Annotated in this window: 24 protein-coding genes and 1 pseudogene; 13 read left to right on the top strand and 12 right to left on the bottom strand. The window is 70.1% G+C overall.

Features of this window, described 5'->3' with window-relative positions; translation table 11 throughout:
• Positions 1–23 precede the first annotated feature (23 nt).
• The 3 genes from ACZ3TS_RS19955 to ACZ3TS_RS19945 form a co-directional block, all read right to left on the bottom strand.
• Entirely contained in the window at positions 24–1637 is a 1614-nt protein-coding gene (locus ACZ3TS_RS19955) for a right-handed parallel beta-helix repeat-containing protein (RefSeq protein ID WP_467619557.1), read from the bottom strand.
• 164 nt (positions 1638–1801) lie between these two features.
• Complete coding sequence (locus tag ACZ3TS_RS19950; protein WP_467619555.1) at positions 1802–2230, bottom strand: DUF4232 domain-containing protein; 429 nt, start codon at positions 2228–2230, stop codon at positions 1802–1804.
• A gap of 433 nt (positions 2231–2663) precedes the next feature.
• Positions 2664–3386 carry a TetR/AcrR family transcriptional regulator gene (locus ACZ3TS_RS19945; protein WP_467619552.1) on the bottom strand — a complete coding sequence of 241 codons (723 nt, stop codon included), beginning with the start codon at positions 3384–3386 and terminating at the stop codon, positions 2664–2666.
• Between the two features lie 124 nt (positions 3387–3510).
• Here ACZ3TS_RS19945 and ACZ3TS_RS19940 point away from each other — a divergent pair, with 124 nt between their 5' ends.
• Positions 3511–4728 carry a saccharopine dehydrogenase family protein gene (locus tag ACZ3TS_RS19940; RefSeq protein WP_467619550.1) on the top strand — a complete coding sequence of 406 codons (1218 nt, stop codon included), beginning with the start codon at positions 3511–3513 and terminating at the stop codon, positions 4726–4728.
• Positions 4729–4857: 129 nt separating this feature from the next.
• Here the strand turns inward: ACZ3TS_RS19940 and ACZ3TS_RS19935 are convergent, their stop codons facing one another.
• From ACZ3TS_RS19935 to ACZ3TS_RS19925, 3 genes are all read right to left on the bottom strand, one after another.
• On the bottom strand, positions 4858–6906 hold the full coding sequence (locus ACZ3TS_RS19935) for an ATP-binding SpoIIE family protein phosphatase (protein ID WP_467619548.1): 2049 nt from the start codon (positions 6904–6906) through the stop codon (positions 4858–4860).
• A 972-nt stretch (positions 6907–7878) separates the two neighbouring features.
• Entirely contained in the window at positions 7879–8289 is a 411-nt protein-coding gene (locus ACZ3TS_RS19930; RefSeq protein WP_467619545.1) for an RICIN domain-containing protein, read from the bottom strand.
• A 423-nt stretch (positions 8290–8712) separates the two neighbouring features.
• On the bottom strand, positions 8713–9546 hold the full coding sequence (locus ACZ3TS_RS19925; RefSeq protein WP_467619543.1) for a maleylpyruvate isomerase family mycothiol-dependent enzyme: 834 nt from the start codon (positions 9544–9546) through the stop codon (positions 8713–8715).
• A gap of 148 nt (positions 9547–9694) precedes the next feature.
• Between ACZ3TS_RS19925 and ACZ3TS_RS19920 the strand changes: the two are divergent.
• Positions 9695–10467, top strand: a pseudogene (locus tag ACZ3TS_RS19920) (class I SAM-dependent methyltransferase).
• A gap of 14 nt (positions 10468–10481) precedes the next feature.
• Here the strand turns inward: ACZ3TS_RS19920 and ACZ3TS_RS19915 are convergent.
• The 3 genes from ACZ3TS_RS19915 to ACZ3TS_RS19905 form a co-directional block, all read right to left on the bottom strand.
• On the bottom strand, positions 10482–10691 hold the full coding sequence (locus ACZ3TS_RS19915; protein ID WP_467619540.1) for a hypothetical protein: 210 nt from the start codon (positions 10689–10691) through the stop codon (positions 10482–10484).
• A 168-nt stretch (positions 10692–10859) separates the two neighbouring features.
• The gene (locus tag ACZ3TS_RS19910; protein ID WP_467619539.1) at positions 10860–11240 is read right to left on the bottom strand and encodes a hypothetical protein; all 381 of its coding nucleotides are present in this window, start codon (positions 11238–11240) and stop codon (positions 10860–10862) included.
• A 30-nt stretch (positions 11241–11270) separates the two neighbouring features.
• Positions 11271–12131: a LysR family transcriptional regulator gene (locus ACZ3TS_RS19905; protein ID WP_467619537.1), complete on the bottom strand. Its 861-nt coding sequence runs from the start codon at positions 12129–12131 to the stop codon at positions 11271–11273.
• Positions 12132–12298: 167 nt separating this feature from the next.
• Between ACZ3TS_RS19905 and ACZ3TS_RS19900 the strand changes: the two genes are divergently transcribed.
• The 4 genes from ACZ3TS_RS19900 (at position 12299) to ACZ3TS_RS19885 (ending at position 14465) form a co-directional block, all read left to right on the top strand.
• Complete coding sequence (locus tag ACZ3TS_RS19900; RefSeq protein WP_467619534.1) at positions 12299–12736, top strand: hypothetical protein; 438 nt, start codon at positions 12299–12301, stop codon at positions 12734–12736.
• Between the two features lie 148 nt (positions 12737–12884).
• Complete coding sequence (locus ACZ3TS_RS19895) at positions 12885–13181, top strand: hypothetical protein (protein WP_467619531.1); 297 nt, start codon at positions 12885–12887, stop codon at positions 13179–13181.
• 499 nt (positions 13182–13680) lie between these two features.
• The gene (fae, locus tag ACZ3TS_RS19890) at positions 13681–14244 is read left to right on the top strand and encodes a formaldehyde-activating enzyme (protein WP_467619529.1); all 564 of its coding nucleotides are present in this window, start codon (positions 13681–13683) and stop codon (positions 14242–14244) included.
• On the top strand, positions 14241–14465 hold the full coding sequence (locus ACZ3TS_RS19885) for a hypothetical protein (RefSeq protein WP_467619527.1): 225 nt from the start codon (positions 14241–14243) through the stop codon (positions 14463–14465). Before fae ends, ACZ3TS_RS19885 begins: the two co-directional genes overlap by 4 nt.
• 135 nt (positions 14466–14600) lie before the next feature.
• Here the strand turns inward: ACZ3TS_RS19885 and ACZ3TS_RS19880 are convergent, their stop codons facing one another.
• The gene (locus ACZ3TS_RS19880) at positions 14601–15500 is read right to left on the bottom strand and encodes a LysR family transcriptional regulator (protein WP_467619525.1); all 900 of its coding nucleotides are present in this window, start codon (positions 15498–15500) and stop codon (positions 14601–14603) included.
• Between the two features lie 224 nt (positions 15501–15724).
• Between ACZ3TS_RS19880 and ACZ3TS_RS19875 the strand changes: the two genes are divergently transcribed.
• Positions 15725–16864, top strand: coding sequence for a PP2C family protein-serine/threonine phosphatase (locus tag ACZ3TS_RS19875; RefSeq protein ID WP_467619523.1), 1140 nt, complete (start codon positions 15725–15727; stop codon positions 16862–16864).
• Between the two features lie 100 nt (positions 16865–16964).
• On the opposite strand, the gene ACZ3TS_RS19870 is transcribed toward ACZ3TS_RS19875, so the two are convergent.
• Both ACZ3TS_RS19870 and ACZ3TS_RS19865 read right to left on the bottom strand, forming a co-directional pair.
• Positions 16965–18422 carry a dihydrolipoyl dehydrogenase family protein gene (locus ACZ3TS_RS19870; protein ID WP_467619520.1) on the bottom strand — a complete coding sequence of 486 codons (1458 nt, stop codon included), beginning with the start codon at positions 18420–18422 and terminating at the stop codon, positions 16965–16967.
• A 205-nt stretch (positions 18423–18627) separates the two neighbouring features.
• Entirely contained in the window at positions 18628–19020 is a 393-nt protein-coding gene (locus tag ACZ3TS_RS19865; RefSeq protein WP_467619518.1) for a nuclear transport factor 2 family protein, read from the bottom strand.
• 206 nt (positions 19021–19226) lie between these two features.
• On the opposite strand from ACZ3TS_RS19865, the gene ACZ3TS_RS19860 reads away from it, so the two are divergent.
• The 6 genes from ACZ3TS_RS19860 to ACZ3TS_RS19835 all read left to right on the top strand — a co-directional run bounded on the left by ACZ3TS_RS19860 (position 19227) and on the right by ACZ3TS_RS19835 (position 24358).
• Positions 19227–19814, top strand: a complete 588-nt coding sequence (locus ACZ3TS_RS19860; RefSeq protein ID WP_467619517.1) for an RNA polymerase sigma factor — start codon at positions 19227–19229, stop codon at positions 19812–19814.
• Positions 19804–20553: a hypothetical protein gene (locus ACZ3TS_RS19855; RefSeq protein WP_467619514.1), complete on the top strand. Its 750-nt coding sequence runs from the start codon at positions 19804–19806 to the stop codon at positions 20551–20553. Before ACZ3TS_RS19860 ends, ACZ3TS_RS19855 begins: the two co-directional genes overlap by 11 nt.
• 487 nt (positions 20554–21040) lie before the next feature.
• On the top strand, positions 21041–22321 hold the full coding sequence (locus ACZ3TS_RS19850; RefSeq protein WP_467619512.1) for an MFS transporter: 1281 nt from the start codon (positions 21041–21043) through the stop codon (positions 22319–22321).
• A 114-nt stretch (positions 22322–22435) separates the two neighbouring features.
• Complete coding sequence (locus tag ACZ3TS_RS19845) at positions 22436–22651, top strand: hypothetical protein (protein ID WP_467619510.1); 216 nt, start codon at positions 22436–22438, stop codon at positions 22649–22651.
• Between the two features lie 415 nt (positions 22652–23066).
• Positions 23067–23426 carry an STAS domain-containing protein gene (locus ACZ3TS_RS19840; RefSeq protein WP_467619508.1) on the top strand — a complete coding sequence of 120 codons (360 nt, stop codon included), beginning with the start codon at positions 23067–23069 and terminating at the stop codon, positions 23424–23426.
• Positions 23423–24358 (top strand): anti-sigma factor RsbA family regulatory protein, encoded by a 936-nt coding sequence (locus ACZ3TS_RS19835; protein ID WP_467619505.1) that lies wholly within the window; start codon positions 23423–23425, stop codon positions 24356–24358. Before ACZ3TS_RS19840 ends, ACZ3TS_RS19835 begins: the two co-directional genes overlap by 4 nt.
• The last annotated feature ends 123 nt before the right edge of the window (positions 24359–24481 follow it).

The raw sequence follows: 24481 nt of genomic DNA, 5'->3' as shown, positions 1-24481 counted from the left end.
GGGTCGGCGTCTGTCGGCCGCCGTCACGTGTCGTTGTCGCGCCAGCGGCCTCCGCTGGGCGGGGTGTCGAAGCGGGTCGCCTGGGAGGCATTGCCGCCGAGGTCGTTGTCGGAGACCCGGCCGCCCGTCCAGCGGCCGTCGGCCGTGATCCACATGGCGTGCGTCTGGGTCGGGGGCCGCACGGGGTCCCAGATCCGGTTGCCGTGCATCTGCGCCCCGGTCACCGTTGCCGCCACGGTCAGCCCTGAGCGGGGGTCGGGGGCACCGGGCAGCCGGTAGGCGGAGCCCGGTGCGGGCGTACCGTCGCGCCAGGCCGTGTCCGCGCCGGGACGCACCGGGGCAAGTGAGAGTTCGGTGCCGGTGTTGAAGGTGACCACCGCGCTCTGCTCGCCCACCGTCAGCCGCTTGCCGCGATGTCCGTCCGCGGGCCAGTCGGCGTTCTCGTCGCTCATCGACAAGCCGGTGAAGTGCACTCCTTGACCGCTCCGGGTGGTGGCCGGAGCGGCCCGGCGGCCGTTGCTGCGGACGCGGTTGGCCACGAGGGACGGATCCCTCAGAGGGGCGTCGACGCGGACGCCGTCGAGCGCGTTGTCCCGGATGTCGTTGGCCTCCAGCACGATGTCCGTGGCCGTTTCCTGGTCGCCGCCGGCGAGGTTGTGCTGCCAGTAGCCGTACCGTCCGTTGTCGCTGATGCGGTTGCCGCGGAGGGCGTACGGCCCGGGGGTGTTGCCGAGCCCGACGCCGTCGCGCACGTTGCCGTCGATGACACAGCCCGTGACGATGCCGCCTCGCCCGCCGACACCCGACGTGCCCTGCGAGGAGACGTCGAACCCGGCCTCGTGGTTCGCGATCATCGTCGAGGAGGTGACCAGCAGCCCGTCGGCGCCCCAGTCGGAGATCCCGAACCGGTTGTCCTCGACGTGGCAGGCGGTGATGCGGATGCCGCGGGGCGGCGGCCAGTTCTCCCGTTGCAACTCCACGAAGATGCCGTTGGTGCCGTTGCCGGTCGCGGTGCACGCCGTCACCGTGAGCCGTTCGACCACCCCCCAGCCGCCGATGCCGATGCCGATGCCGGCGCCCCCCATCTCCGTGCCGGAGTCCTGCCGCCCGCACCTCTCGGCCAGGACTCCCTCGACAAACGTGTCCTGCAGGAAGTCACAGCCGAAGCCGGTGGCCGCAGTGTCGTGCACGTACAGGTCGCTGAACCGGCCCCGCAACACGTACTGGAGTCCGAGCCCCTTGGCCAGCGGGTCGTACCGCTCCGTCCGCACACCTGAGCCGTCGATCTCGAAGTGCGCGAAGGTGACGTCCGCCAGATGGTTGTCCCGGCTCGCACCGTGCTGTTGTGAGGTGAACCAGGTCAGCGGCACGGGTGTCGTCGGACTCCCGGGATTGCACAGGACGAAGCAGGTCGCGCCCCGCCCGGCCCCGACCAGCGACACCCCGGTGCGCCATACCGTGGGCCGGTCCCGCATGACGTAGCGCCCCGCGGGGACACGCAGGACACGCGGACGGCCGTCGGCGGCGCAGGCGTCACCGAGCGCGTCCACCAGCTTCTCGAACGCCGGCTGGTCGTTGGTCGTCCCGTCACCGACCAGGCCGTGCTCACGGGCGTCGACCGTCAGGGGCATGGACATGGGGACTCCTCTTTGGGGCGACGTGACCGGCCGACCACACCCGGCCGAGGCCGGTGGGGGCATCGGCGGGCGAGGGCCGCGCCGTCCCGGGTACCAGCCGGGCGCGGAGGCTATTCCTGCGGCAGGCCGGCACCCGGCCGGGTGTGAGGCTGGGACCTGAGGTGTCAGGAAGGCTTCGCCGCCGACACCGCGGTGACGGTCACCTTGTTGTCGCACTCCGCGAACTCGCCGTCCTGCAGGGCCACTTGGTGGGCCCCGGCCTTCGGCAGGCCGATCACCAGCGTGGGGTACACCACGGGCTCCGAGCCGGAGGTGCAGTAGCCGCCGGCCTCGCCTTGGACCTGGACGAAGGTGAGCTTCACCCATGCCTTGCCCCTCGGCGCCACCTGCACGGGTGCTGCGGAGCCCGTGCGCGTCACCGACAGGGGTGCGTTGAGCTGGGGGGAGCCGTTCCCCGCCCCCGCCACGGACGGGTGGCCCTGCAGGACACAGGGCTGTCCGGAGACGTTGGTGAACTCGATGACGGCCGCTCCGGTCCCCGTGCCGGCCGGACGGGCAGCGGCCTGGTACGCGGCCGCTCTCAGGTTGCTCACCGTACAGGCCTTCACCGCACCGTCCGGCGATCCGGACACGGGCGAATCACTCGCTCCCGGAGCCGCCGATACGCCGCCGGCCGAGGCTGTCGAGGCGGCGGAGCCCGACGCTCCGGCGGAGGACGCCGCCATATTGGTCGCCCCCGAAGCCGTCCCGCTCATCCCTGGCGCATGACCACCAGGCTGCCATCCGGCCATCGACAGTATGGCCGAAACCGCGGCCAACGCAATCGCGACTTTGCGGATGCCGTTCCCGTACTGCATGACGCCTCCCGAAATCGGATCGCACGGGCGCCCGGCCGTTCGCCGGTACTCGCCGATGCAGACAGAACTGCCGGATGCCGGGTTCCCCTGTTGATCGCCCGTGACACGGCAGCGGCACGACCGGGCCGGTTCGGCCCCATCCACCAGTAGCCCTCCCCGGCGCTCCTCTTCAGATCCGTCCCCGGCGGCGCGGCAGCGCCGCAAGTCGGGCCGCCGCGCTGTCCAGCAGCATCTCCAGTGCCGTCGGATAAGCGCTGGTGACCATGCGGGTGGCCAGGAGCGGTGCGGCCTCGGCGATACGCGGGTGGGTAGCAGCGGGCAGTCGGGCGTACGTCGAGCGCCACATGTCGTCGTCGGCGCGCAGCGCGGCGCTGGGCAGGGCCAGGGAGGCGGCGTCCAGCGCGGCGAAGGCGAGCGTCTGGTCGATGAACGCGTGGTAGATCCGCACCGCGTCGGGCAGCGGGAACCCGGCCGTGCGCAACACCTCAAGGACCGCCTCGTCCGCCGCCAGCTCGTTCGCCCGGCCGGTGACGCGGCTGGCCGTCAGTTGGGCCGCCTGTGGATGGGCGAGATAGGCGGCATGGATGCGCAGCCCGACGGCACCCAGGTCGGCCCGCCACTGCCCCGTCGGCTCCCAACCACGCAGAGCCTGTCCGATCAGGGCGTCACCGATGGCGAGGGTCAGATCGTCCATGCCGCGGAAGTAGCGGTAGAGGGTGCTCGGGTCGCAGTCGAGCGCCATACCGAGGCGCCGCGCGGTGAGTCCGGCGCTGCCGTGCTCGCGCAGCATCCGCAGCGCGGTGTGGACGATCAGGCTCTCGGACAGCACGGTGCCGCTCCTGGTGGGACGGCGCCTTCGCCGCCTCTCCTCGGACACCACCTGCTTCGGCACCACGACCTCCTCGCCGACCCTTATGCCAACACCATTGACCTTACGGGAACGCCGGGCGTTGTATCGGCGCCACGGCGCGCCTCGTCTTTTCGACAGACCGAGAGACCGACAGGGAGTTCTTGCCATGCGTGTACTGCTCGTGGGAGCCGGCGGAGTGGGCACCGCCATCACCCGGATCGCGGCCCGGCGTGCATTCTTCGAGGCGATGGTGGTGGCCGACTACGATCCGGCCCGGTCCGAAGGGGCGGTCGCGGCCCTCGGCGACGACGGCCGGTTCGTCGCCGAGTCCGTGGACGCGGGCGACGAGGCCGCGGTGGCCGCCCTGCTGACACAGCACAGCTGCGACGTGCTGCTCAACGCCACCGACCCGCGGTTCGTCATGCCCCTGTTCCAGGCGGCGCGCCAGGCCGGCGCCGCCTACTTGGACATGGCGATGTCGCTGTCCCGGCCACACCCCGAGCGGCCGCACCAGGAGTGCGGGGTCAAGCTCGGCGACGCGCAGTTCGCGCAGGCAACCGACTGGGCGAAGTCGGGCACGCTGGCGCTCGTCGGGATGGGCGTGGAGCCGGGCCTGTCCGACGTGTTCGCCCGGTACGCGGCCGACGAACTCTTCGACGACATCGAGGAGATCGGTATCCGCGACGGCGCGAACCTCACCGTGGACGGCTACGGCTTCGCGCCGTCCTTCAGCATCTGGACCACCATCGAGGAGTGCCTGAACCCGCCCGTCGTCTACGAGGCAGGGCGCGGCTGGTTCACCACGGCCCCGTTCAGCGAACCCGAGGTGTTCGACTTCCCCGAAGGCATAGGCGAGGTCGAGTGCGTGAACGTGGAACACGAGGAAGTGCTGCTGGTCCCGCGCTGGATCGACGCCCGGCGCGTCACGTTCAAGTACGGGTTGGGGCGGGAGTTCATCGAGACGCTGAAGACGCTCCACCTGCTGGGCCTGGACCGCACCGACCCGGTCACCGTGCACGGCGCCGGGGGTCCGGTCGTCGTCTCGCCCCGCGACGTCGTCGCGGCTTGTCTGCCGGACCCCGCCACGCTGGGCGAGCGCATGCGCGGCAAGACCTGTGCGGGCACATGGGTGCGCGGCAGCAGGGGCGGAGAGCCACGCGAGGTGTACCTGTACCACGTGGTGGACAACCAGTGGTCCATGGCGGAGTACGGCTGCCAGGCTGTGGTGTGGCAGACGGCCGTCAATCCTGTCGTCGCCCTCGAACTCCTCGCCGCGGGCACGTGGTCCGGCTCGGGCGTCCTGGGCCCGGAGGCCTTCCCGGCCGGTCCCTTCCTGGACCTGCTGACGGCATACGGCTCGCCCTGGGGCATGCGCGAACAGTGACCTCACCGCAGCAGGCTGTTGCTGTTTCTGTTGCCGTCCACCGCCGGGCGAGGACACCGTGTACGCCTGCGGACGTTCGCTGCTCGCTCGGCGCTCGGGTCGACTGGCTCCAGGGCCGACAGGTGTCCGTCACGTCAGCTCCTGCTCGGCCCAGATGGTCTTGCCCGTCTCCTCGTAGCGCGTGCCCCAGTGCCGGGTGAGGGAGGCGACGAGGAACAGACCACGGCCCCCTTCGTCCTGGAGTCGAGCGTGGCGCAGGTGCGGGGCGGTGTCGGCGTCGTCGGACACCTCGACGGTCAGCGTGCGGTCGAGGATCAGACGCAGCCGAATGGGCCCCTCCGCGTGGCGGATCACATTGGTGGCCAGTTCGCTGACCACCAGGTCGGTCACGCCGGCGACCCCCTCCAGACCCCAGTGAGCCAGCTGCTCCCTCGCCGCACGCCGGGCCTCACGCACGGAGACCGCCTCGGGCGGGAAGGCCCAGCTGGAAACGCGGTCCGGATCGACGGCCAGGATTCTGGCCACGAGCAACGCCACCCCGTCCGGCGGTGTCTCGTGCAGGACCCTGTACGCCACCCCGTCGCAGATCTCCTCCGGAGGCGCCGAAGGGTCGTTCACCGCCTCACGCAGACGGCTGACGCGGGCGTCGGCCTCGGCCGAACAGCGGTCCAGGCTACTGTCCGAATACAAGCACAGCACGCTACCGGGCCGCAGTTCGGTGACGGAAAGTTCGTGCGGCACCCCCTGCCCGAGGGATGCCCCGCGGGGCACCTCGAGACTGCCGACGATGCCCTCGGGGCTCGTGAGCAGGGGACTCGCATGCCCCGCGGAAGCTGCCGCACAACGGAAGGTGATGGGGTCGTAGGTCAGGTACAGGCATGTCGCGGTGAACGGCGGCCGTCCCTGATGGAGGCTTGCCGAGTCCGCGTCCTGCTCGCTCGCGAGCTTCCGTGCCGCGTCGTCGAGGTGGGCCAGCAGCTCGTCGGGCGGCAGGTCCATCGAGGCCAGGGTGGACGCGGCGGTTCGCAGCCGCCCCATCGCGGCGGAGGCCTGCAGTCCCTCCCCCGGAACGTACCCGATCACCAGGCCCACCCGGCAGCTGGACAGGGGCAGGACGTCGAACCAATGGGCGCCGTAACGCCCCGGCACATAACAGTGGGCGGACCGGACCGCTGCCACGTCGGGCGGCACGCGCGGCAGCAGACTGCGCTGCAGCGCGGCCGCGACATTGTGCTCCCGGGTGAAGCGGCGCGCGTTGTCGATGCACACCGCGGCGCAACAGGCGAGCTGCGTCGCCAGTGACAGGTCCTGCTCGTCGAAGGGCTCGGGGTGGCCGGCCGCCCGATAGAAGTTGGCCAGCCCCAGTACGATCCCGTGCACCGTCAGCGGGACCACGATCAGTGAGTGCACGCCGAATCTGGCGATGTACTCCGCCCGCACCTGGTCGTGAACCGGCCACCCACCGGCCGAGGGCACCGAGTCGACCAGCCGCGGGCGCAGATCGGCCAAGGCCTGGGTGTACGGAGTGGGAGACGCGTAGTAGCTGGCGCCGCCCACGGGGTAGGCGCCGAACTGCCCTTCACGGCCTTTGTACGCGGCACGGCGCATCGGCAGTGGAACCGTGACCGGGCCCACCGGGGCGTCCCCGGTGAGGACGGACTCCATGAGGTCGACGGCGACGCCGTCGGCGAAGCCGGGGACCGACATGTCTGCCAGCTCCTGCGCCGTGCGGAGCGAGTCCAGGGAACTGCCGATCCTGGCGCGCGCAACGTGGAGAAGGTCCTGATCCTTCTGCTTGCGAACCTGCTCGGTGACGTCGCGGATCACCGCGGCAGCCCCCATGGAGCGACTGCCGTCCTGCAGGGGGTAGCCGGTGACCGCGTACTCGTGCCGGTGTCTCGGATCGGCCGCCGGATACGCCGATACCGAGCGGTCGAACACCGTGGCCCCGGTCTCCAGCACCTCACGCATGATGGGCGAAATGGGGATTCCGGAGTCCAGGTCCGCGAGGTCGGCTCCGATCACCTGGCTCTCGGGCAGACCACGCATGGCCAGCGTTGCGGAATTGGCCCTGAGAACACGCAGCTCCGTGTCATACACCTCGAGGCCGGCCTTCGTCTGCTCGAACAGTGCTTTCTCGAAGCCGCCCGTTGCGTCCGGCGCACCGATGCCACTCACGGGCCGAATCGCCCTTTTCGTTGTCCACGAGGCATGAACTCCCACCTCACCTCTCACGGCATAGGCCAGTTAATACACCAATGGTCCGGTTCGCCACCGGGGCTCAGCACGGCGTCGGCTGCCTGCTGAGCCCCGGCGGCGGGGACGCACCTCCCTACGGATCGTCCGTCCCGGTTGGCCGCAAGGCCAGAACCCGGCCCGTTCCCGAACAGGGCTGGGACCCACAGCCCAAGGTCGCTGCTCCGTACCAAGCGAGTGGCTGCTCCCAACCGGGTCATCAGGTGTCGGATACGCCTCTGCGTGGTGCGCCCGCTCCGGCTCAGCGCGCGTGCGATGGCGGCGTCGGTGAGCCCGGCGGCGAGCTGTTTGAGCAGGTGGCGGGTCTCCCGGTCGGGGCCGTCGGCCGAGGCGTCCCGGGCCGTGTAGACGGTGTTCGGCCCGTCGACGGCAGCGGCACGGCGCGCTCCCACTCGGGTGGTCTACGACCGTGCGGCGGTGGACTGGCCGGGCGTCTGCGGGAGGACATCCTGCCGAGTGCCCGGGCGGGCGAACAGGCCGGGGTCCGAAGCCAGTTGCCGCTCAGACTTGTCATCTGCGACAGCCGGGGCGCCATCATCCCCTTCAGCCTCGCGCGGGCGGCCAGTCCGCCGCCTACCTGGTGCACCGCTCGGTGCGCCACGCCCTCGCGCTGTCGCCGGATCCGGTCCTCGAGGTTGCTGCCCGGCCGGTCCAGGTCCAGTGGCCTGTCGAAGGCCCGCACTTCCCGGGGCGCCTCGGCGGTCAGCCACCGTGCCGCAGCGCTGATGTCGGCGCGGTCGGTGAGCAGTTCCACCGGCATGACTCGTGCCGGCCGGTACTCCCCCGGCCGGACAGAACCGCGCAGCGCGAGGGGGAGTGATGAGCGAGGCACCGTAGCTGACGCCGGCCGGGACCACTCGGCGCCGATCTTGGCGGGTGCTCAGGGCCGAAGCGTCAGATTGTGTCCGCGACCTGGATCTGGCCTCGCTGGATGACGAAGATCTGGTTGGAAAGGCCCGTGAAACACTGCCAGATGTGGGCGCGATCGCCGCTGTTGCGGGTGCCTCCGACGTCCAGACACATCTCCTTTCCGGTGCCGATCGTGTCCGCGAGCTTGATCTGGCCTCCCTGGACGACGAAGGCCTGGTTGGAAAGACCCGCGATGCACTGCCAGATGTAGGTGGCATCGCTGTTGTTGCGGGCGTCACCGACGGCAAGACACATCTCTTTGCCGGTGCCGATCGTGTCTTCGACCTTGATCTGGCCGTCCTTGACGACAAAGGTCTGGTTGGCATTGCCGGCGCTGCACTGCCACATGCCGACGAGCTCGCCGTTGTCGCGGTTGTCGCCGACGTCCAGACACATGGTCTTGGCGCTGCCGACCGCGTCTGCGGGGGGTGCCGGCGCGCAGGCCAGTGACAGCGCTGCGGCTGCGACGGCCGTGACACGGCCGAAGGTGGGACAAAGGAGACTCATGGCGACTCCGCTTCGGGAAAAGGGCATGTCGGCTGCGGATCTCAGCCTTGCCCCGGCATGACGGCGCAAGTGTGCCGCCCCGTTCCGGCAGACCTGTTCGGCCGCACAACGTCACGCGAAAGCAGCAGGTGGCCGTCGCTGATCGGCATGCGTCGAGCCGGTGACGTGTCCCCGCCAGGGTGTGGTCGTTATGCCTGGTGAGAAGCGGAATCGCAGACAGGTTCTCCGTGAGCGGTTGGTTCCCTCATCCGGCACCACGCAGCGCGGCCCCCTTGCAGTCCACGGGTAACCGGCGTATGGCCGGTGACGCGGTCAGGGCGCGGTGAACAGAGTCGGGAAGCGGGGCGCTAGCCACGGTTTACGCCCCCAGGCGAGCACCCGGCCCCGGGCCATGGCCCGCCATGGGTCGCACCGACCCAGCGCCATGAGGAGGAACGTGACGGGCTCGGTCAGGATGGTGCAGTCAGGGCGGTGAGGCGGCTCCGGTGTCACGTCGACCGAGCCGTCGGTGAAGGTGACGCCGAACGCCGAGCCGCCTCGCAGACGGAGCGTGTAGCGGGCCGTCAGCCCGGCGGTGGCGGCGGCGTCGGTGACTCGTGGCATCGCCGCCAGCATGAACGGCAGGCACAGCCGGACCCGAACGCGGTCGATCATGTGCGGCCTGCCCAGCGCGCGGGCGAGGTCGTAGCCGTGCCCCAGCATGTGCGTCAGCAGGTATGAGGCGAGAACGGTCCGGTCCATGGGGCCCAGTGGCGTGACGAGCCTCCGGTCCGATGAACCGTCCACCGCGGGCCGGGCCACCGCGTCGAGAAAGAGGTCCGCCTGCTCCACGATCATCGCGGCCAGCGGCTTCGCGCCGCGTTCCCCGAACTCGGCAAGGGCACGTGCGTTGGCCGCGGCCAGGCTCTGAGGCGTGCCGTCGCCGTACGGGCGTTCGCGGCCTGCCGCGAGGTCGGCCATCAACTCGTTGGCCTGCGCCAGATGGGCCGCGGCCTCACCGACGGTCCACTGCGACCCGGGCACGGGAACGCTCGTGTCGGCCACCGTGCCGAGCAGCGCGGCGATGTCACCGGCGGTCTCACGTATCGCCTGCCCGAGCCCTTCGGGCAGGGCGCCCCCGATGTCCTGCCGCGCTTCCGCTTCCACGCGCTCCGCTCCCCTCATCATGCCTGGCTGCGCCCGTCGCGCACGTAGCGCGATACCCAACCAGGCACGACAGGAGCAAGGCAAGGGTCCGCGCTCGGGTGCCGCACGGCACAGCAACCACGAGTAGGAGAGGCGCTAGCCTGGCGCCATGCCTGAGGCTTCAGCGGTGGCTCACTTCTACGATGAGCTCGCGGCCGATTACCACCTCATCTATGCCGACTGGGACGCCGGCATGTCCCGGCAGGGACAGGCTCTGGACGCGGTGATCCAGGCGGAGCTCGGTATGGACAGTGCCTCGGTGCTGGACTGCTCGTGCGGTATCGGTACGCAGGCCATCGGGCTCGCTCTACACGGACACCGCGTCACGGGCACGGACATCAGCACATCTGCGATCACCCGTGCCGTCCGCGAAGCGGCTCTTCGGGGGTCTCCCTGCCCGCCGCGGCAGCGGACATGCGGCGTCTTCCCTTCTCCGACGGCCTGTTCGACGTCGTCGTGAGTGCGGACAACTCCCTTCCGCACCTGCTCGGTGCGCACGACGTGCGCGCAGCCCTGTCGGAGATGCGGCGCGTTCTGCGCAGCGGGGGGCTGCTGCTGGTCAGCACCCGCCCCTACGACGAGATCCTGCGGTCGCGGCCCACCTCGGCCCCGCCGCAACTCGCCTCGTCGCCCCACGGCAGGAGCATCACCTTCCAGCTGTGGGACTGGCATGCGGACGGCGAGCACTACGACCTGGAGCACTTCCAGCTCGTCTCCGACGGAGGGGACTGGCGCGTCCGCGTGCGGAGAACCACGTATTGGGCCCTCCCCCGGCAGCAGTTGACCGGCTACACCACCGAGGCGGGGTTCACCGAGCCGACGTGGAGGACTCCCGAGAGCAGCGGCTTCTTCCAGCCCGTCCTCACCGCACGCGCCGCCTGAACCGCACGCCGTCGTCAGGGGCTCACCGCCACACCGTATGGGCTGTTGCCCACAAGGACGGTGGCAACGACCTTCAGGGTTTTCGGGCCGATGACCGTCACGATGTCCGCTCCCTGCCGCGTGACGTAGACAGCTTGGGTGGTGTCCTCGACGTCGAACGGGTCGGTGCCAAAGGTGCCCAAGGGAACCGTCGACGAGGCTTTGTGGCTGCCGGTGTCGATCACGGATACGTTGCGGGGCCGGGCTCCGACACATGAGCGGAGCGCCCGTCGGGGACGACCGCCACGTCGAAGTGACCATCGCCCACCGGCACCGTATTCGCCTGCCCGGTGCCGGTGTTGACGGCCAGGACCCTGGCGGCTGCCTCGTCGGCGACGTAGGCCGACTTTCCGTCAGGGGTGAGGGCGACGCCTGCCGGCGTGCGACCACGGTAGCGACGATCTTGCTGGTCTGGGAGTCCGGCACCGAGACCCGCGCCGAGGCGTTGTTGGCGATGTACACGTGCTTGCCGTCGGTGCTGACCGCGACGCCTTCGGGCGCCGCCCGGCCTGCACGGTGGCGACGACCTTGCTGCTGCGGGCGTCGATCACCGGCAGCGTGTTGTCGAGCTGGTCGGTGACGTACACGCGGCCGCCGACGCCCGGGGCCGCGACCGCCGACGGCCCTGGCTCCGACGCCGAACCGCCGGAGGCAGCGGATATGCAGGAGGCGTGCCGCTGTCGCAGAGTTTCCCCGCCTTCTGGTGTGCCGCAGTCGAGGAGCTTCCCAGTCATCCGATGTGCCGCAGTCGAGGAGCTTCCCGGTCATCTGATGTGCCGCAGCAGCGCCGCGACCGCCCGGGGCAGTTCTCCACGCGGATGAACCACTCTCACCTTCCACGCCGGTGCGTGCGCGGCGAACGGACGAACCGGCAGCTCAGGGAACCGTGCCGCGACCGACGGGGGCATGATGCACACGCCCAGACCGTGCCGGATCAGGTCGGTGGCCGCCAGCACGTCGTTCACCTCGAACGTGGTGGTGCGCTCGACGGAGGCCGAACGGAAGGCCTTGTCGACCTCGTGCCGGATCGCCCAGCCCAGAGGAAAGTCAACCAACGGCAGGTCGGCCGCCTCGGCCAGGGTCACCGGCCGCTGGGGCGGCAGGGGGCTGTCCGCCGCGGTCACCAGGACCATGGCCTCCTGTGCCAGCAGGCGGGTTGTGAGCCCCCTCAGCTGCGGGGTGTCGATTGCGACGACGGCCAGGTCCACGATGCCACCGCGCAGGGTCCGCGGGATCTCGTCGACCGGCGCCTGGCGCAGCCGGACCGTCACCTTGGGGTGTTCGTGATGGAAGTCGGCCAGTGCCTGGCCAAGACCGGCGTAAAGGCCCTGCATCACACCGACCGTGATCTCACCGCGCAACTCGTCGCCGACGAGGTCGACGGCTGCACGGGCCTGATCGGCGGCCTGCAGGGTGACGCGGGCGGCCGACAGGAAGGCCTCTCCAGCGGGTGTGAGCGACACCCGGTGAGTGGTGCGGTGGAACAGCGGCGCGCCCAACTCGCGCTCCAGAGCGCGCACGGTGCTGGAGACCGCGGACTGCACCACGTGGAGCCGCTGGGCCGCCGCGCTGAACCCGCCCTCTTCGGCCACCGCCACGACGGCCTCCATCTGCCGAAGATCCATGGCCGCCTCCCCGGCTACCTCTTTCGGAAATAACCGTCATCTTTAGCTGTCTATCCCAAATGGGAGATAACGGCACCAGCTGCACGTTGGCAACCGTAGCCGGTGACCGCAAAGCCACCGGATCCACTCTCATGGATCGGAGTGCTCTCATGTCGATGATGTCGACCATGCGTCCGCGTACGCACGGCGCAGCCGCACACGACGCCCCGGCACTGGAGATCATGCACTCCGCCCGCCCATATGGCGCCGTCTTCGGTGTGCTGCTGCTGACCGGCGTCGCCGCCGTGGCTCCGACTCCGCAGACCGTCCGGAAGCCGGCGGTCAGGCCGGCGTACCGTCGCCTCCCGGCGACCCCGAACACGGCGAACACGATCAGCCCGGCCGACGCGCGGGACGGGTGGTGCAGGGTTTCGCCGACTAACCCGGGATCCACAGAGGTGAACAGTCCGAAGACGGCCAGGGACGCGATCGGCGTGCGCACGGCCACCCTGCCTGTCTTCCTTGTCGCCGGGATCACTCTCGGCCTCGGCCCGGGGGTGCTGTTCAAGTCGGCCCTCGTACACATGGCCACCACCGCCGCCCGGGCGTCGCGGCCCGCTCGATGAACGCGACCTCCGCGACGACGTGGTTCACGTCGTCGTGTTTCCTCCTGCTCACCGCCGTCGCCGGCCGATGCCGTCCTTTCACAGGTGTGGTGCCGAGTCGCCCGGCCCTGGACACCGGCTAGGCGGCTGAGGAGATTGACGAAGGGAGATGGACGTGCCGGTCTATGAGGTCGACGTCCCGACAACAAACAGCGACGGCATGCACGGACTGCACGTCTTCACCGGCGAAGCCGACAGTCCCACGGCGGCCGTACGCATCGCGCACGAGGTCTACGACGCCGCTGTCGCCGCCCAGCAGGCCGGACTCGAGATGCCGCCCACACGGCCCGGCGGGTGGGCAGCGCGTGGTGTGCGGCCCGGCTGGGAGCCCGACTGGTCGGCCGCGACCGTGGGCCGCTGGAACGACCCCCACAGCTTCGCCCGTGTCAACGGCTCGGCGCCGTGACTCCCTCCCGGGACGGTTCGGCACAACAAGCGAAGCGTCATCATCAGGAACGTGCTGGCGTCGCGGGCGCCGTGTATGCCAGTGGCCCTGACCGGCGTGTGACGACCGACGTGACCCTGCTCAGGCGCAGTCGTCCGGTCTCGGTCAGGGGTGCATCACGGTGGGGCACGAGGGCCTTTCGGTCGGTGTTGACGTCGCGATCCACACCGAACTCGAAAGGCCCTCACCTGTTCAAGATCCCTCAGCCGAGACCTGCCTCACCCGTCCACAACCTCCCGGGACAGAACAGCTAGGACCAGGAACCCCCGGGCCAGCCCCCGAGTTGTCAGGAGAGCAACCGGCATTTCGATCCCCGCGATCGCCTTGCGAGGGGGTGACGCCGGACCTAGATTCGCCGCATCGGGCCGGATGAAATGCACGGTATGCGAGGGTCATCCCGTTGCCCGGTTACCTCCGGGTTCTCTCGTCGAGCCCTGCTACCAACGGTCCAGGAGTTCCGATGTCCTCCCCCTTTGCCGCGTCCGCGCTGATCGGCGAGTCCTTCGTCGGTGACGGCGCCAACGCCGCGCACACGAACGTTGTGATCGGCCGCAAGGGCGGCCCGGTCGAGACGGCCTGGGCCACGGCGCTGGCCACGCCGAGCGCCGGACACGTGCCCTTCATGACGGTGATCCGCCCGTCGGTACCGGTCAGGCCGCTGACGCTGTTCGTGAACAAGGCCTCCGCCGGCAGCGATCTGCACGAACGCGCCACCTGGGGGAGCGCACAGGCAGGTTTGGCGCAGGGCGTTCTCGACGTCGTGGCAGAGGGGCTGATCCCGGCCGGGGCGGCCGACGACCTGCTGATCATCGCCGCTGTGTGGGTCGACCCGGCGGTCCACGACCTCGACGCCTGCTTCCGCAACCAGCGTGCCGCAGCGTACGGCGCGATCCGCGCGGCCGTGACGGGTGCGCCCTCGGTCTCCGACGCCTTGGCGGCGGCGAAGGACGGTCCGGCGAACCCGTTCTACACGCCCACCCCTGAGGTGCTCGCCGCGTCCGCGCCCGAGGCGGTCGCCCGATGAAGATCCCCGACGTCACCCTGGACCGGCTGCGGCCTGAGCTGGATCCGCCGTTCCGCGCCGCCTGGTACCCCGAGCCGCGCCGCCGCTTCGACGCCACGATCGTCCGGAGGCACACCGACGGGAGGATCACCGGCATCGGCTCCGGCGACCTCATGGACGGCTTCGACACCTACAAGACCTGTTCGTCGGCGAGCATCCGCTCGAGATCACCCGGCACGTGAAGGCGATCGAGACCGCCGACTTCCACGGCACCCACTTCTGGCCACTGCAGGCGGTTCTGTGGGACGTCATCGGCAAGGTGTACGGCCGGCCGCTCTTGGAGGCCTACGACAGACTGAAGCGCTGCTCCCGCTCGGTCAGTCGCCCGACGGCCGCTCGAACGCGGCGATCAGGCGCCCCAGGTCCTGCCGCCGCGATTCGGCCGGCCACACCGCCCACGTCCGGCGGACGAGGGGGTGGCCGACCAGCGGTGACCACGCCACGTCGTCAGGGATGGGCTGCGACCAGTCGGGCGGAGCCAGGGCGAAGGCCCGCCCGGCACTGACCGCCGCCAGTTTCACCTCCGGAATCAGCCGCTGTCCTTCCGGTGCCTGCGCTCCCGGGTCAAGGCCGTGGCTGCGGAGGATCGCGGTCAGCTCGTCGTACCACGCGGGGCTGCCCGAACGGGGAAAGGCCACCCATTCCAGGCCGGCCAACGCCTCCAGCGCGATTCCCTCCGGCCCGGCCAGCTCCGCCGCCTGCTGCGCGGCCAGCAGCACTCCCAGCCGCTCCGTGTGGACCAGCATGGCGTCGAACTCCTTCCCGTTCGGACGCTCGCGCAGCAGTCCCACATCGAGCTCACCGGCGTGCAGCGCGGCCAACTGCTCGGCGGTGGACAGATGCCGGGCCTGTACCCGGGTGTCGGGGCAGGTCTCGGCCAGCTCCTTGAGCGCCGTGCTCAGCAGGCGCGACGGGAACTCCAACGGGATTCCGATCCGCAGCACCCCGCCGCCCGCGTCGCCGTACCGGGCCATCGTGCGCAGCACCTGATCACGCCGGGCAAGCACCGCACGCGCCTCCCCCAGCAAGGCGGCGCCCGCATCGGTGACACGCACCCCGGTGCTGCTGCGCACCAGCAGCTTCACCCTGAACTGCCGCTCCAGACCACTGACCGTCTGGGAGAGCGCCGGCTGGCTGAGGTGCAACCGCCGGGCCGCGGCCGAGAAGCCGCCCTCCTCGACCACCGCCACAAAAGCATGTAGCTCCCGCAACTCCATGCACCCATCGCACCACGCGCCGGACGCCCGAGCCACAACGGTCAGAGGTGCCGCTTATGGCCCCTATCAGCAGAGCGAATGGCCGGTACGCCATCGGGCAGCCGATCCGGGAGGTTATAACGGGAACCGTAGGGGATGTCCACCTGCCCTTGGGCGGTCGCCTGCGGTCTGTTGCAGACGGTGGGCGCGCCGAGGCAAGGAGAACGATGCGGAGCTGGCCGCCCTTGCGGGCAACCAAGGTAGCGAACGGGTCGCGGGGGTACGGGTGGGTCGCCCTGTGGGCCGTTCCGATCGCGGCGATTCCGGTGGCCGACCGGTTCCTGCCGCCGGAGATCCATCTCGCCCACCTGCTGGTGATCCCGCTCGCTCTCTCCGCCGTCTTCTCCGATACCCGCCGCACCGCATTCGTCGCCGTGCTCGCGGTGTCGGCCCTGGTCGCCGCGGCAGTCGAACGGAACACACTGACCACCGAGAACGTGCTCGTCCAGCTGCTGTCCCTGATGCTGTTCTCGCTGTTGCTCCTGCTGGTCACCCGCCTGCGCGAGCAGAGCCAGCGCCAGCTGGCCGGAGTGCGACGGGTGTCGGAAGCCGCACAGGCCGTCCTGCTGCGCCCACTGCCGCGGCGCGCCGGACCGGTGTCCGTGGCCTCGACGTACGTGTCCGCCGAGGCCGAGGCACGCATCGGAGGGGACCTGTACGCACTGGTTCGTACGGCCCACGCCACCCGATTGATCATCGGGGACGCGCGCGGCAAGGGACTCGGGGCCATCGGCGACATCGAGACCGTCCTCGGGGCCTTCCGCTTCGGCGCACGCCACTACCACACGCTGTCCGAGTTGGCCGCCGCCATGGAGCGGGGTGTCCGTGGCAACCTGGCGCAGACCCCCCACACGGACATGGCCGACTGGCCCGGTGAACGATTCGTGACGGCGGCCGTCCTCGAGATCCCCGACGACGAGCCGTACGCCCACCTGGTCAGTTTCGGCCACCCGCCCCCACTCCTGCTGCGTGGCGGCACCGCCGTGCCCGTCGAGGTCTGTGACCCCGCGCCACCGCTGGGTCTGGGCGCCCTGGCCGAGACCACCTATGCCCCCATGACCTTCCGGTTCGCCGCGGGCGACCGGCTGATGCTGTACACCGACGGGGTCACCGAGACCCGGGACCGGCACGGCGTCTTCTACCCCCTGCTGGAGCGGGCCGCCGCCTGGGCCGATCACCGTCCGGATGCGCTCGTGCAGAGGATCTGCGAGGACCTGCGAGCGTATGCCGACGGGTTCTTCGTCGACGACTTGGCCCTCATCGTTCTGCAACGCGAGGAGTCGCCCGTCCGGCCGCGGATCCTGGAGAACCCGCGGCTTACGTGAGGGAAGCGGACCGGCCCCCGCTCGGGGCGCGCCCCAGGGTGCTCGGTGTGTTCGTGGCTCAGCGCGGCAAGGGGCCCGGGACTGTGGTGTGGGCTGCGGCTCAACCGCGTTCGCGCTGGTAGGCGGCGAGGAGGAAGAGCCAGATCTCGCTGACGGTCGGGAAACAGGCGACCGCATGCCTCAGGCGCTTGAGCGGGACCTCACCGGCGACAGCGACGGTCGCCGAGTGCAGGAGTTCGCTGACTCCCGGGCCGACGAAGGTCACCCCGAGCAGGACCTCCCGGTCGAGGTCGACCACCATCCGGGCGTGGCCCTGGTAGTTGTCGGCGTAGAGGTTGGCGCCCTGGGCTGCGTTGAAGTCGAGGTCGATGGTCTTGATGCGGTGACCGGCGTCGGTGGCCTGCTGGGCGCTCAGGCCCACAGCGGCGGCCTCGGGGTCGGTGAAGAAGACCTGAGGGACGGCATGCTGGTCGGCGGTGGTGGCGTGGTCGCCCCAGGGCGCGTCGTCCAACGGGCGCCCGGCGGCGCGGGCGCCGATGGCGTCGCCGGCGGTGCGGGCCTGGTACTTGCCCTGGTGGGTGAGGAGGGCGCGGTGGTTGACGTCGCCGAGGGCGTACAGCCATGCGTCTTCCACGCCGCGGACCAGGCAGGTGGTGTCCACGTCCAGCCAGGACCCGGGGGTGAGGCCGACCGTTTCCAGGCCGATGTCGTCGGTGGCGGGAGTACGCCCGGTGGCGAACATGACCTCGTCGGCCTCCACCTCGTTGCCGTCGTCGAGGGTGAGGGTGACGGGTGCGGTCGGATCAGGGCGGCGCAGGGCGGTCACCTGCACGCCGGTGCGCACATCCACGCCCGCCTCACCGAAACCCCGGGCCAGCAGTTCCCCCGCGAAGGGTTCCATGCGGGGCAGGAGACGGCGGCGGGCGAGCAGGGTCACTTGGGAACCGAGGCCCTGCCAGAGGGTGGCCATCTCCACGCCGACGCCTCCGCCGCCGACGATGGCGAGCCGGCCAGGCACGGTGCTGGAGTCGGTACCGTGCCGGTTCGTCCAGGGCCGGGCCTCCTCGATACCCGGGATGTCCGGCAGGACCGGTCGACTGCCGGTGGCGACGGCGACCGCGTGCCGGGCGGTGAGGGTGTGGCGCGCGCCGTCGTCCCTGGTGACCGTGACGCGGCGGGGCCCGTCGATCCGGCCGTGGCCGCGGAAGAGGTCGGCGCCCATGGACTTGACCCCCTTGGCCTGTCCGGAGTCGTCCCAGTCGGTGACGTAGTGATTGCGACGGGCGAAGACCCGGTCCGTGTCGATCCGGCCGGTGACGGCCTGCCGGGCCCCGTCCACGCGGCGGGCGTCGGCCACCGCGATGACCGGCCGCAGCAGTGCTTTGCTGGGGACGCAGGCCCAGTACGAACACTCGCCCCCGACGAGTTCACGCTCCACGACGGCTACGGTGAGACCGGCGGCGCGGGCGCGGTCGGCCACGTTCTGGCCGACCGGACCGGCGCCCAGGACGACCACGTCGTAGGTGGTGCCTTCCGAGGTTCCACGTGGTTCGCTCATATCTCCTCGCATCATGATTCGGACCGATCATCAGCTCCACGTCGGGGTGCGGGACGACGGTCGCGGTCTCCGCGGGAGCGGGAGACGGCTCCGTGCACATCCCGGATCATGTAATCGCGTGGTGTCCCCCGGCAGCCACACCTGAGCCATACGCTTCATCAAGAGCGGCCATAAGTGCCACCTTTGGCCGTACGTTCCGAATGAATCAGGCTGCCGCCACCTCCCGCGAGATCTGCTCGAACTGCGCGCCCATGGCCTCGGCGAGCGCCTTGGCGGCGGAGAGCGGACGGACCATGACCTGGAAGTCGTCGATCTTTCCGTCCTCGTCCAGATGCAGGAAGTCGCAGCCGTTCAGCTCCAGGCCGCCCACCTTCGCCCGGAACACCAGCGCCTGGTCCCGTCCGTCCGCGCTCGTGATCTCGCGCACGTAGTGGAAGTCCTCGAAGACCCGCGCGACACCCCGGAGGATCGCCGCGGTCATCGGCCTGCCTGGGTACGGCCTGAACGCCACCGGGCTCGTGAACACGACGTCCTCGGACAGCATCGCCTCGATCGCGTCGTGGTCACCGGCCTCGACGGCCTTGCGGAACTCGCTCATCAGGAACCTTCCATAGTCATCTTGTTGAATAGGTGCAGTGGAGAGTAACGGGGGGCGCCGCCGACGTCCATCCCCAGGCACAGCAGCTGTACGACCCGCGCATTCGCCGAAAATCCGACAAAGCCATCAAAGAGGCGGAAAATGAATACATGATCTTCCGCTACGGCCGGGCAATCTCACGGCGAGGGCGGACCGTATATATGGGTATGCAGAGGTTCCGGTTCCCCGTGGGCCGCCTCCCGGACGAGGCTCTGCTGTCCGGGCTGGCCACCGGTGACCCGGAACTCGCCGTCAGCTTCGTACGCAGGTTCCAGCACACGGTCTTCGGTGTCGCCATCGCCGTCACCGGCGATCCGCAGCTCGCCGAGGACATCGCCCAGCAGACGTTCGAACGTGCGTGGCGTCATGCGCAGATCTACGACTCTCGCCGTGGTTCGGTGACGACCTGGCTGACGACCATCGCCCACAACCTCGCCATCGACGCCGTCCGTTCGCGGCGGCCGGAGCCGGTGGCTCCCGAAGAACTCGACGCGATCCTGGGCGTCGTCAGCGAGACCCCCGAGCAGCACGCGCTGGCTGACGAGGCGTCGTCCCGGCTGCGGGCCGCCGTGGCGGAGCTGCCACGCGAACAGGGCCGTGCCCTGGTGATGGCGGGCATCTACGGAATGACGGCCCAGCAGATCGCCGACTGGGAGAAGATCCCGCTGGGCACCGCCAAGACACGTATCCGGACGGCGATGGGAAAACTGCGGACCACGCTCGCGTCTCCGAACCGAGGCGACCATGTCCAGTGACCTGACCTGCAAGAACCTGCAGGAGATCGGCGCCGAGCTGGCTCTCGGCGTGCTGCCCGGCCGTGAACGGGCCGGGGCCGTCGCCCACCTGGACCGGTGCGCGGAGTGCCGGGAGTACATCGAGCAGCTGACACTCGTGGGCGACCGGTTGCTCGGGTTGCTGCCGGGCAGCGAGCCGCCGGTCGGATTCGAGACCCGGGTGGCGCGGGCACTGACGCAGGGGGCCTCGCCGTCCGAAGGGCGCCCCCGTGCCCGCAGGTCCGGCGTCCACCACGGACGGCGGGGTCTACGGCTGCGGCTGGCCTCCTCCGTGGCCGCGCTCACGCTCGCCATCGGGTTCGGCGGCTGGGCCATCGGCACGGCGATCGAGGAGGTCGCGGCCGGACCGTCCCAGTCCACCCAGGTCGGGACGGGCATGTTGTGGGGCGGGCTGACCTCCGCTCAGGCCCTGGGGAAGCCGACCGGTGAGATCTACGCTCACCCTGGGTCTCCGGGCTGGGTGTACATGTCCGTCGACCTCGCCGACGCCGGCACACCCTACAGCGGCAAGGTCTCGTGCCTGCTGGTGCGCAGCGACGGAAGCACGATCCGCGTCGGCACCTTCACCCTCACCGACGGCTACGGCTACTGGGGCAACCCGGCCCCCGTCGACCCCACCGAGCTCTCCGGTGCCCGGCTGATGGCGTCCGACGGCACTGTGCTCGCGACGGCCCACTTCGGGGCGGCCCCCCAGGCGTAGTTCGAGCAGATGCCCGGAACGGAGGGCGCCGTAGCCGTGGCGGAGATCCGGTCCCGGCGGCGCCGGCAGCCCCGGCCGGGAAGCGTCGCGCCGAGGGCTGCCTTCCCGCACTGACTCTGACTCACTCTTCGGGGTCTGCAGCGGGAAACCTTTCCGCTATCTTGTTACCGCGCCGTAGTTCACGCCTCAACAAGGCGCGTCGGCACGCCTGTTTCCCGTCTTCGGCTCCCAAGACTGAGTGGAGTTCACGTGGCCGCACCCCGTGTCATGATCACGGCTCATTCCAGCTCGTGCGGCCGTCACACCCGTCATGTGCTCGTCGCTGATGCGACGCGCGGAATCAGTGCGACCACACACTGAGCCTCAACGGCAGCTTCCCTCTGCACCCTCTCTTCGCCTCCTCTCGAGAAGCGCTTCAGCGTGAGCGGTGAGGAGCTCTCCGACCTTTCGCCCGTCCGCGACACCGCTCACGAAAGCCCCCCACTCCGTGACCATCTCCCTGCACGAGGGCAAACCGGCCGGTCGGCATGCAGCCGTGCCCGTCGGCAGTCTGTTCCGGCGTGTCTACCTTCCGCGCACCTGTGACGCGCTCGCCTTCTCCATGGCGACATACGCCATGCCCCTCCTGGTGCTGGCGACCACGGGCTCATCGTCCCTGACGGGCTTGGCCTTCGCGCTGGAGTGGATACCCCGCGTGGCCGCGTTCAGCCTGGCCGGAGCCCTCGTGGACCGCAGCGGTGCAGCGATCGTGTGCTTCATCGCCTCTCTGGCGCGGGCCGTACTGGTGGCCGCCGCGGGTGTCGTCCTGGTCGTACTGCCACGGGGAACGGCCGAGACGGTCACCGTCATGACGCTGGCGGCCGTGACCGGAACTCTCACGCAGTTCAGCTTCGTCGCCAACGAAGCCGTCGGCGCCATTGTCAGCCGCCGTACGGTGGGGCAGTCCCACAAGGTGCAGTCGGTGCTCATCGGCATCGACCAGACGGCCACCCTGGTCGGCCCGGCCCTCGGCGGCGTCCTCCTCCTGACCGGACCGACCCGTATGCTCGCATGCCTGAGCGTGCTCTCCTTCCTGTCGGCCGGACTTGCCCTGCAGACCCCGCCCACCCCCCTGCGTGCCGGGCGACAGGGCGAGCAGCGGTCGGGCGGAGGCATGAGGGAAGGATGGGAGACACTGCGCTCGCTGCCGGCCCTGAGATGGCTTGTGGCCGGGCTGGCCTGCTCCAACCTCGCCCTCGGGCTGCTCCAATCGGCCAGCCCCATCATCGTGGTGGACGGTTTCGGCCGGTCCCCGGCCGCCGTCGGCACCCTCTGGTCGGCTGCCGCCGCCTCCACGCTTCTCGCGGTCGCCTGTTGCCGATTCGCCCTCAACCGGCTGGGCCTGTGGGGAGTCGGCGTCATCAGCGCGACCATCGCCGCAGCCGCCTGCCTCGTCCTCCCCCAGTCCCCCTCCTACAGCAGTTACACGGTCCTCGTCGCACTCTTCATGGCCGGTGACGGAGGGCTTACCGTCGTCCTGCGCACACTCCGCTCCTTGACCATTCCACCCACAACCTTCGGGACCACCCTCTCCCTGACCATCCTGCTCCTGCTGCTGCCCTTCCCCGTGGCAGGCGTCGTGATCGCGCTCACTCCGCCCTCGTACCTGACCGACGCCATCGGCGGGTGCGCCCTCTTGCAGGCCCTGGCCCTGGTCGTCACCTTCGCACGGCTGCGCAACGACCCCGTGCTGCGTGCCAAAGGGAATTCGGCCCCGGCAGCCGCCTGATCCGGTGAAGCGGCCCGACAGAGCCGGCGGGGTGGCGTCCGGCGACGACAACGGGGGCGTCTTCACCGCCGACGCCGAGGTTCTGTGCCACCGGAATGAGGCAGCAGCGCGACGGTGAGCCCCACCCGGTTGCCGGAAAGCATCACCCCCGGTCTCCACCACCATCCGGGCCAACGGGGCGAGCAGCTCGGCGAGTCGTACGGGGCATCACTGTGCAACATCGCGCCGTCCGACTCTCCCGCGGCGGCCTTGAGCACCAACGCCTCGACCGGGCCGATGCGGTGGCTCACCCGTACGGCCACCATGCCCGTCACCACGGAATTCGCGTAGGTGGTTGCCGCCCGCCAGAGCCGTACGAACGGGTGGACGCGCGTAGCGCCATACGTCCGTCGGTGCCCGCGACACCGTTCGGGACAGAACGCATGGAAGCTGCTGGTCACAATCTCGTCGACCGCTTGCCGCGCCTACGGAGTGAAGTACACGAGGTCGTTCATCGGTTCGGCGAGCTCCCACATCAGCCCCGAAGTCGAGGGGTGGGGGCGGTGTGCGACCTCCCCAGGACCACGCCGCCCCGCACCTGCTCTCGCGGCGGGGCGTCTACCCAGGACGGGCGGCTTCATTCCGAGGTCCTTCCCCAACTCGGCCGACTATGAGCACAGGCAGCGGTTCCACGAGGTTAAGGTGCTGATACGCGACGTGAACGAGGACGTCGGGCCACGAGGACAGGAAGGCTGAGGGGTACAGCGTGGACGTCTCACTCGAGACAAAGGAGCACTCCGCCGCGCCGTCGGACGACGAGTTCCGGCTGAAGGTACATCCGCTGCTGGAGCGTCCCGGCGTGCGGGTGGTCGGCGAAGTCGGCCTCAACACCCGATCCGCCTGGCGGGAGGCGCTCGCTCAGTTGGTGCCGCGGGGTGAGGCCGTCCTTCATGTGGAGCTGTCCGAAGTGACGTTCATCGACGTGGCGGGGGTCACGGATCTGGCCATGGTCGCACAGTCCCTGTCCGGGGGGCAGCGGATCGTGGTTCACCGACCGCCGCCCCAGGTTGCGCGCGTACTCGCAGTCTTCTGGCCCGGACCGGGCGGGATCGAGGTGGCACCGTGACCAACCCGGTCACCCCGGGTGAAGCGTTCGCGCATCCGGCACTGCTCTATCGCGGCGAGCAGCAGTACCTGGCCGGCACCGTTCCCTTCGTCCTGGCGGGGCTGGAGGCAGGCGAGCCGGTGGCTGTTGCCGCCCCGCCGGACCGCCTGCAGCTGATCGAAGGCCGCTTGGGCGAGCGGGCCGACAAGGTGCAGTTCGTGGACATGACCCAGGCGGGCCGCAACCCGGGCTGGATCATTCCGGGAGTGCTGCGCAGGTTCGCCGATGCGCACGGCGACGGTCGGGTGCGCATCATCGGTGAGCCGCTCTGGCCCGGACGCAGCAGCCTGGAGTATCCGGCGTGCGTGCAGCACGAGGCTCTGATCAACGCGGCGTTCAACGGGCGAGCGGTGACAATTCTGTGCCCGTACGACGCCGACGGACTCGACCAGCGCGTGCTCGAGGACGCGTGGGCCACCCACCCGGTGGTGATCGACGAGAAGTGCGAGACGGCGTCGGCCGCTTTCAGCCCCGAGACGGTTGTCGCTCGCTACAACCGGGCCCTGCCCGTGCCGCCCGGCGCCGGCCTGTTCGTCTTCGACGGCAGCGGTCAGCTGTCCCATGTGCGTGAGTTCGCCGTGCGATACGGCAGGCAGATGGGCCTCGCCGACTGGCGGCTGAACGATCTGGCCCTGGCGGTGGCGGAGTTGACCACCAACAGTGTCATCCACGGAGCCGGTGGCGGAACGCTGCGGATCTGGGCGGAGAGCCAGCAGATCGTCTGCGAGGTACACGACGCCGGACGACTGATCGACCCACTGGCCGGACGACGTCCCCAGGAGCCCAGCGAGCCCGGCGGTCGAGGGTTGCTGCTCGTCAACCACCTCGCCGACCTGGTCCGTGTCCACACCGGCGACTCGGGCACCACCATCCGTTTCTACCTCAGTCGCTGACCGCCGCTGCGCCAGGACCGCGGTGCTGGGCGACCGATGCGCGGTGGCGCGCTCTGCTCACCTTCGCTCCCCTGGCCGAAGACGACGTGCTGGACCGCCGGCCGATGCCTAGGCTGGCCGAAC

Source organism: Streptomyces sp. NPDC022910 (assembly GCF_055561075.1).
This window is presented reverse-complemented; position numbering and strand designations above follow the sequence as displayed.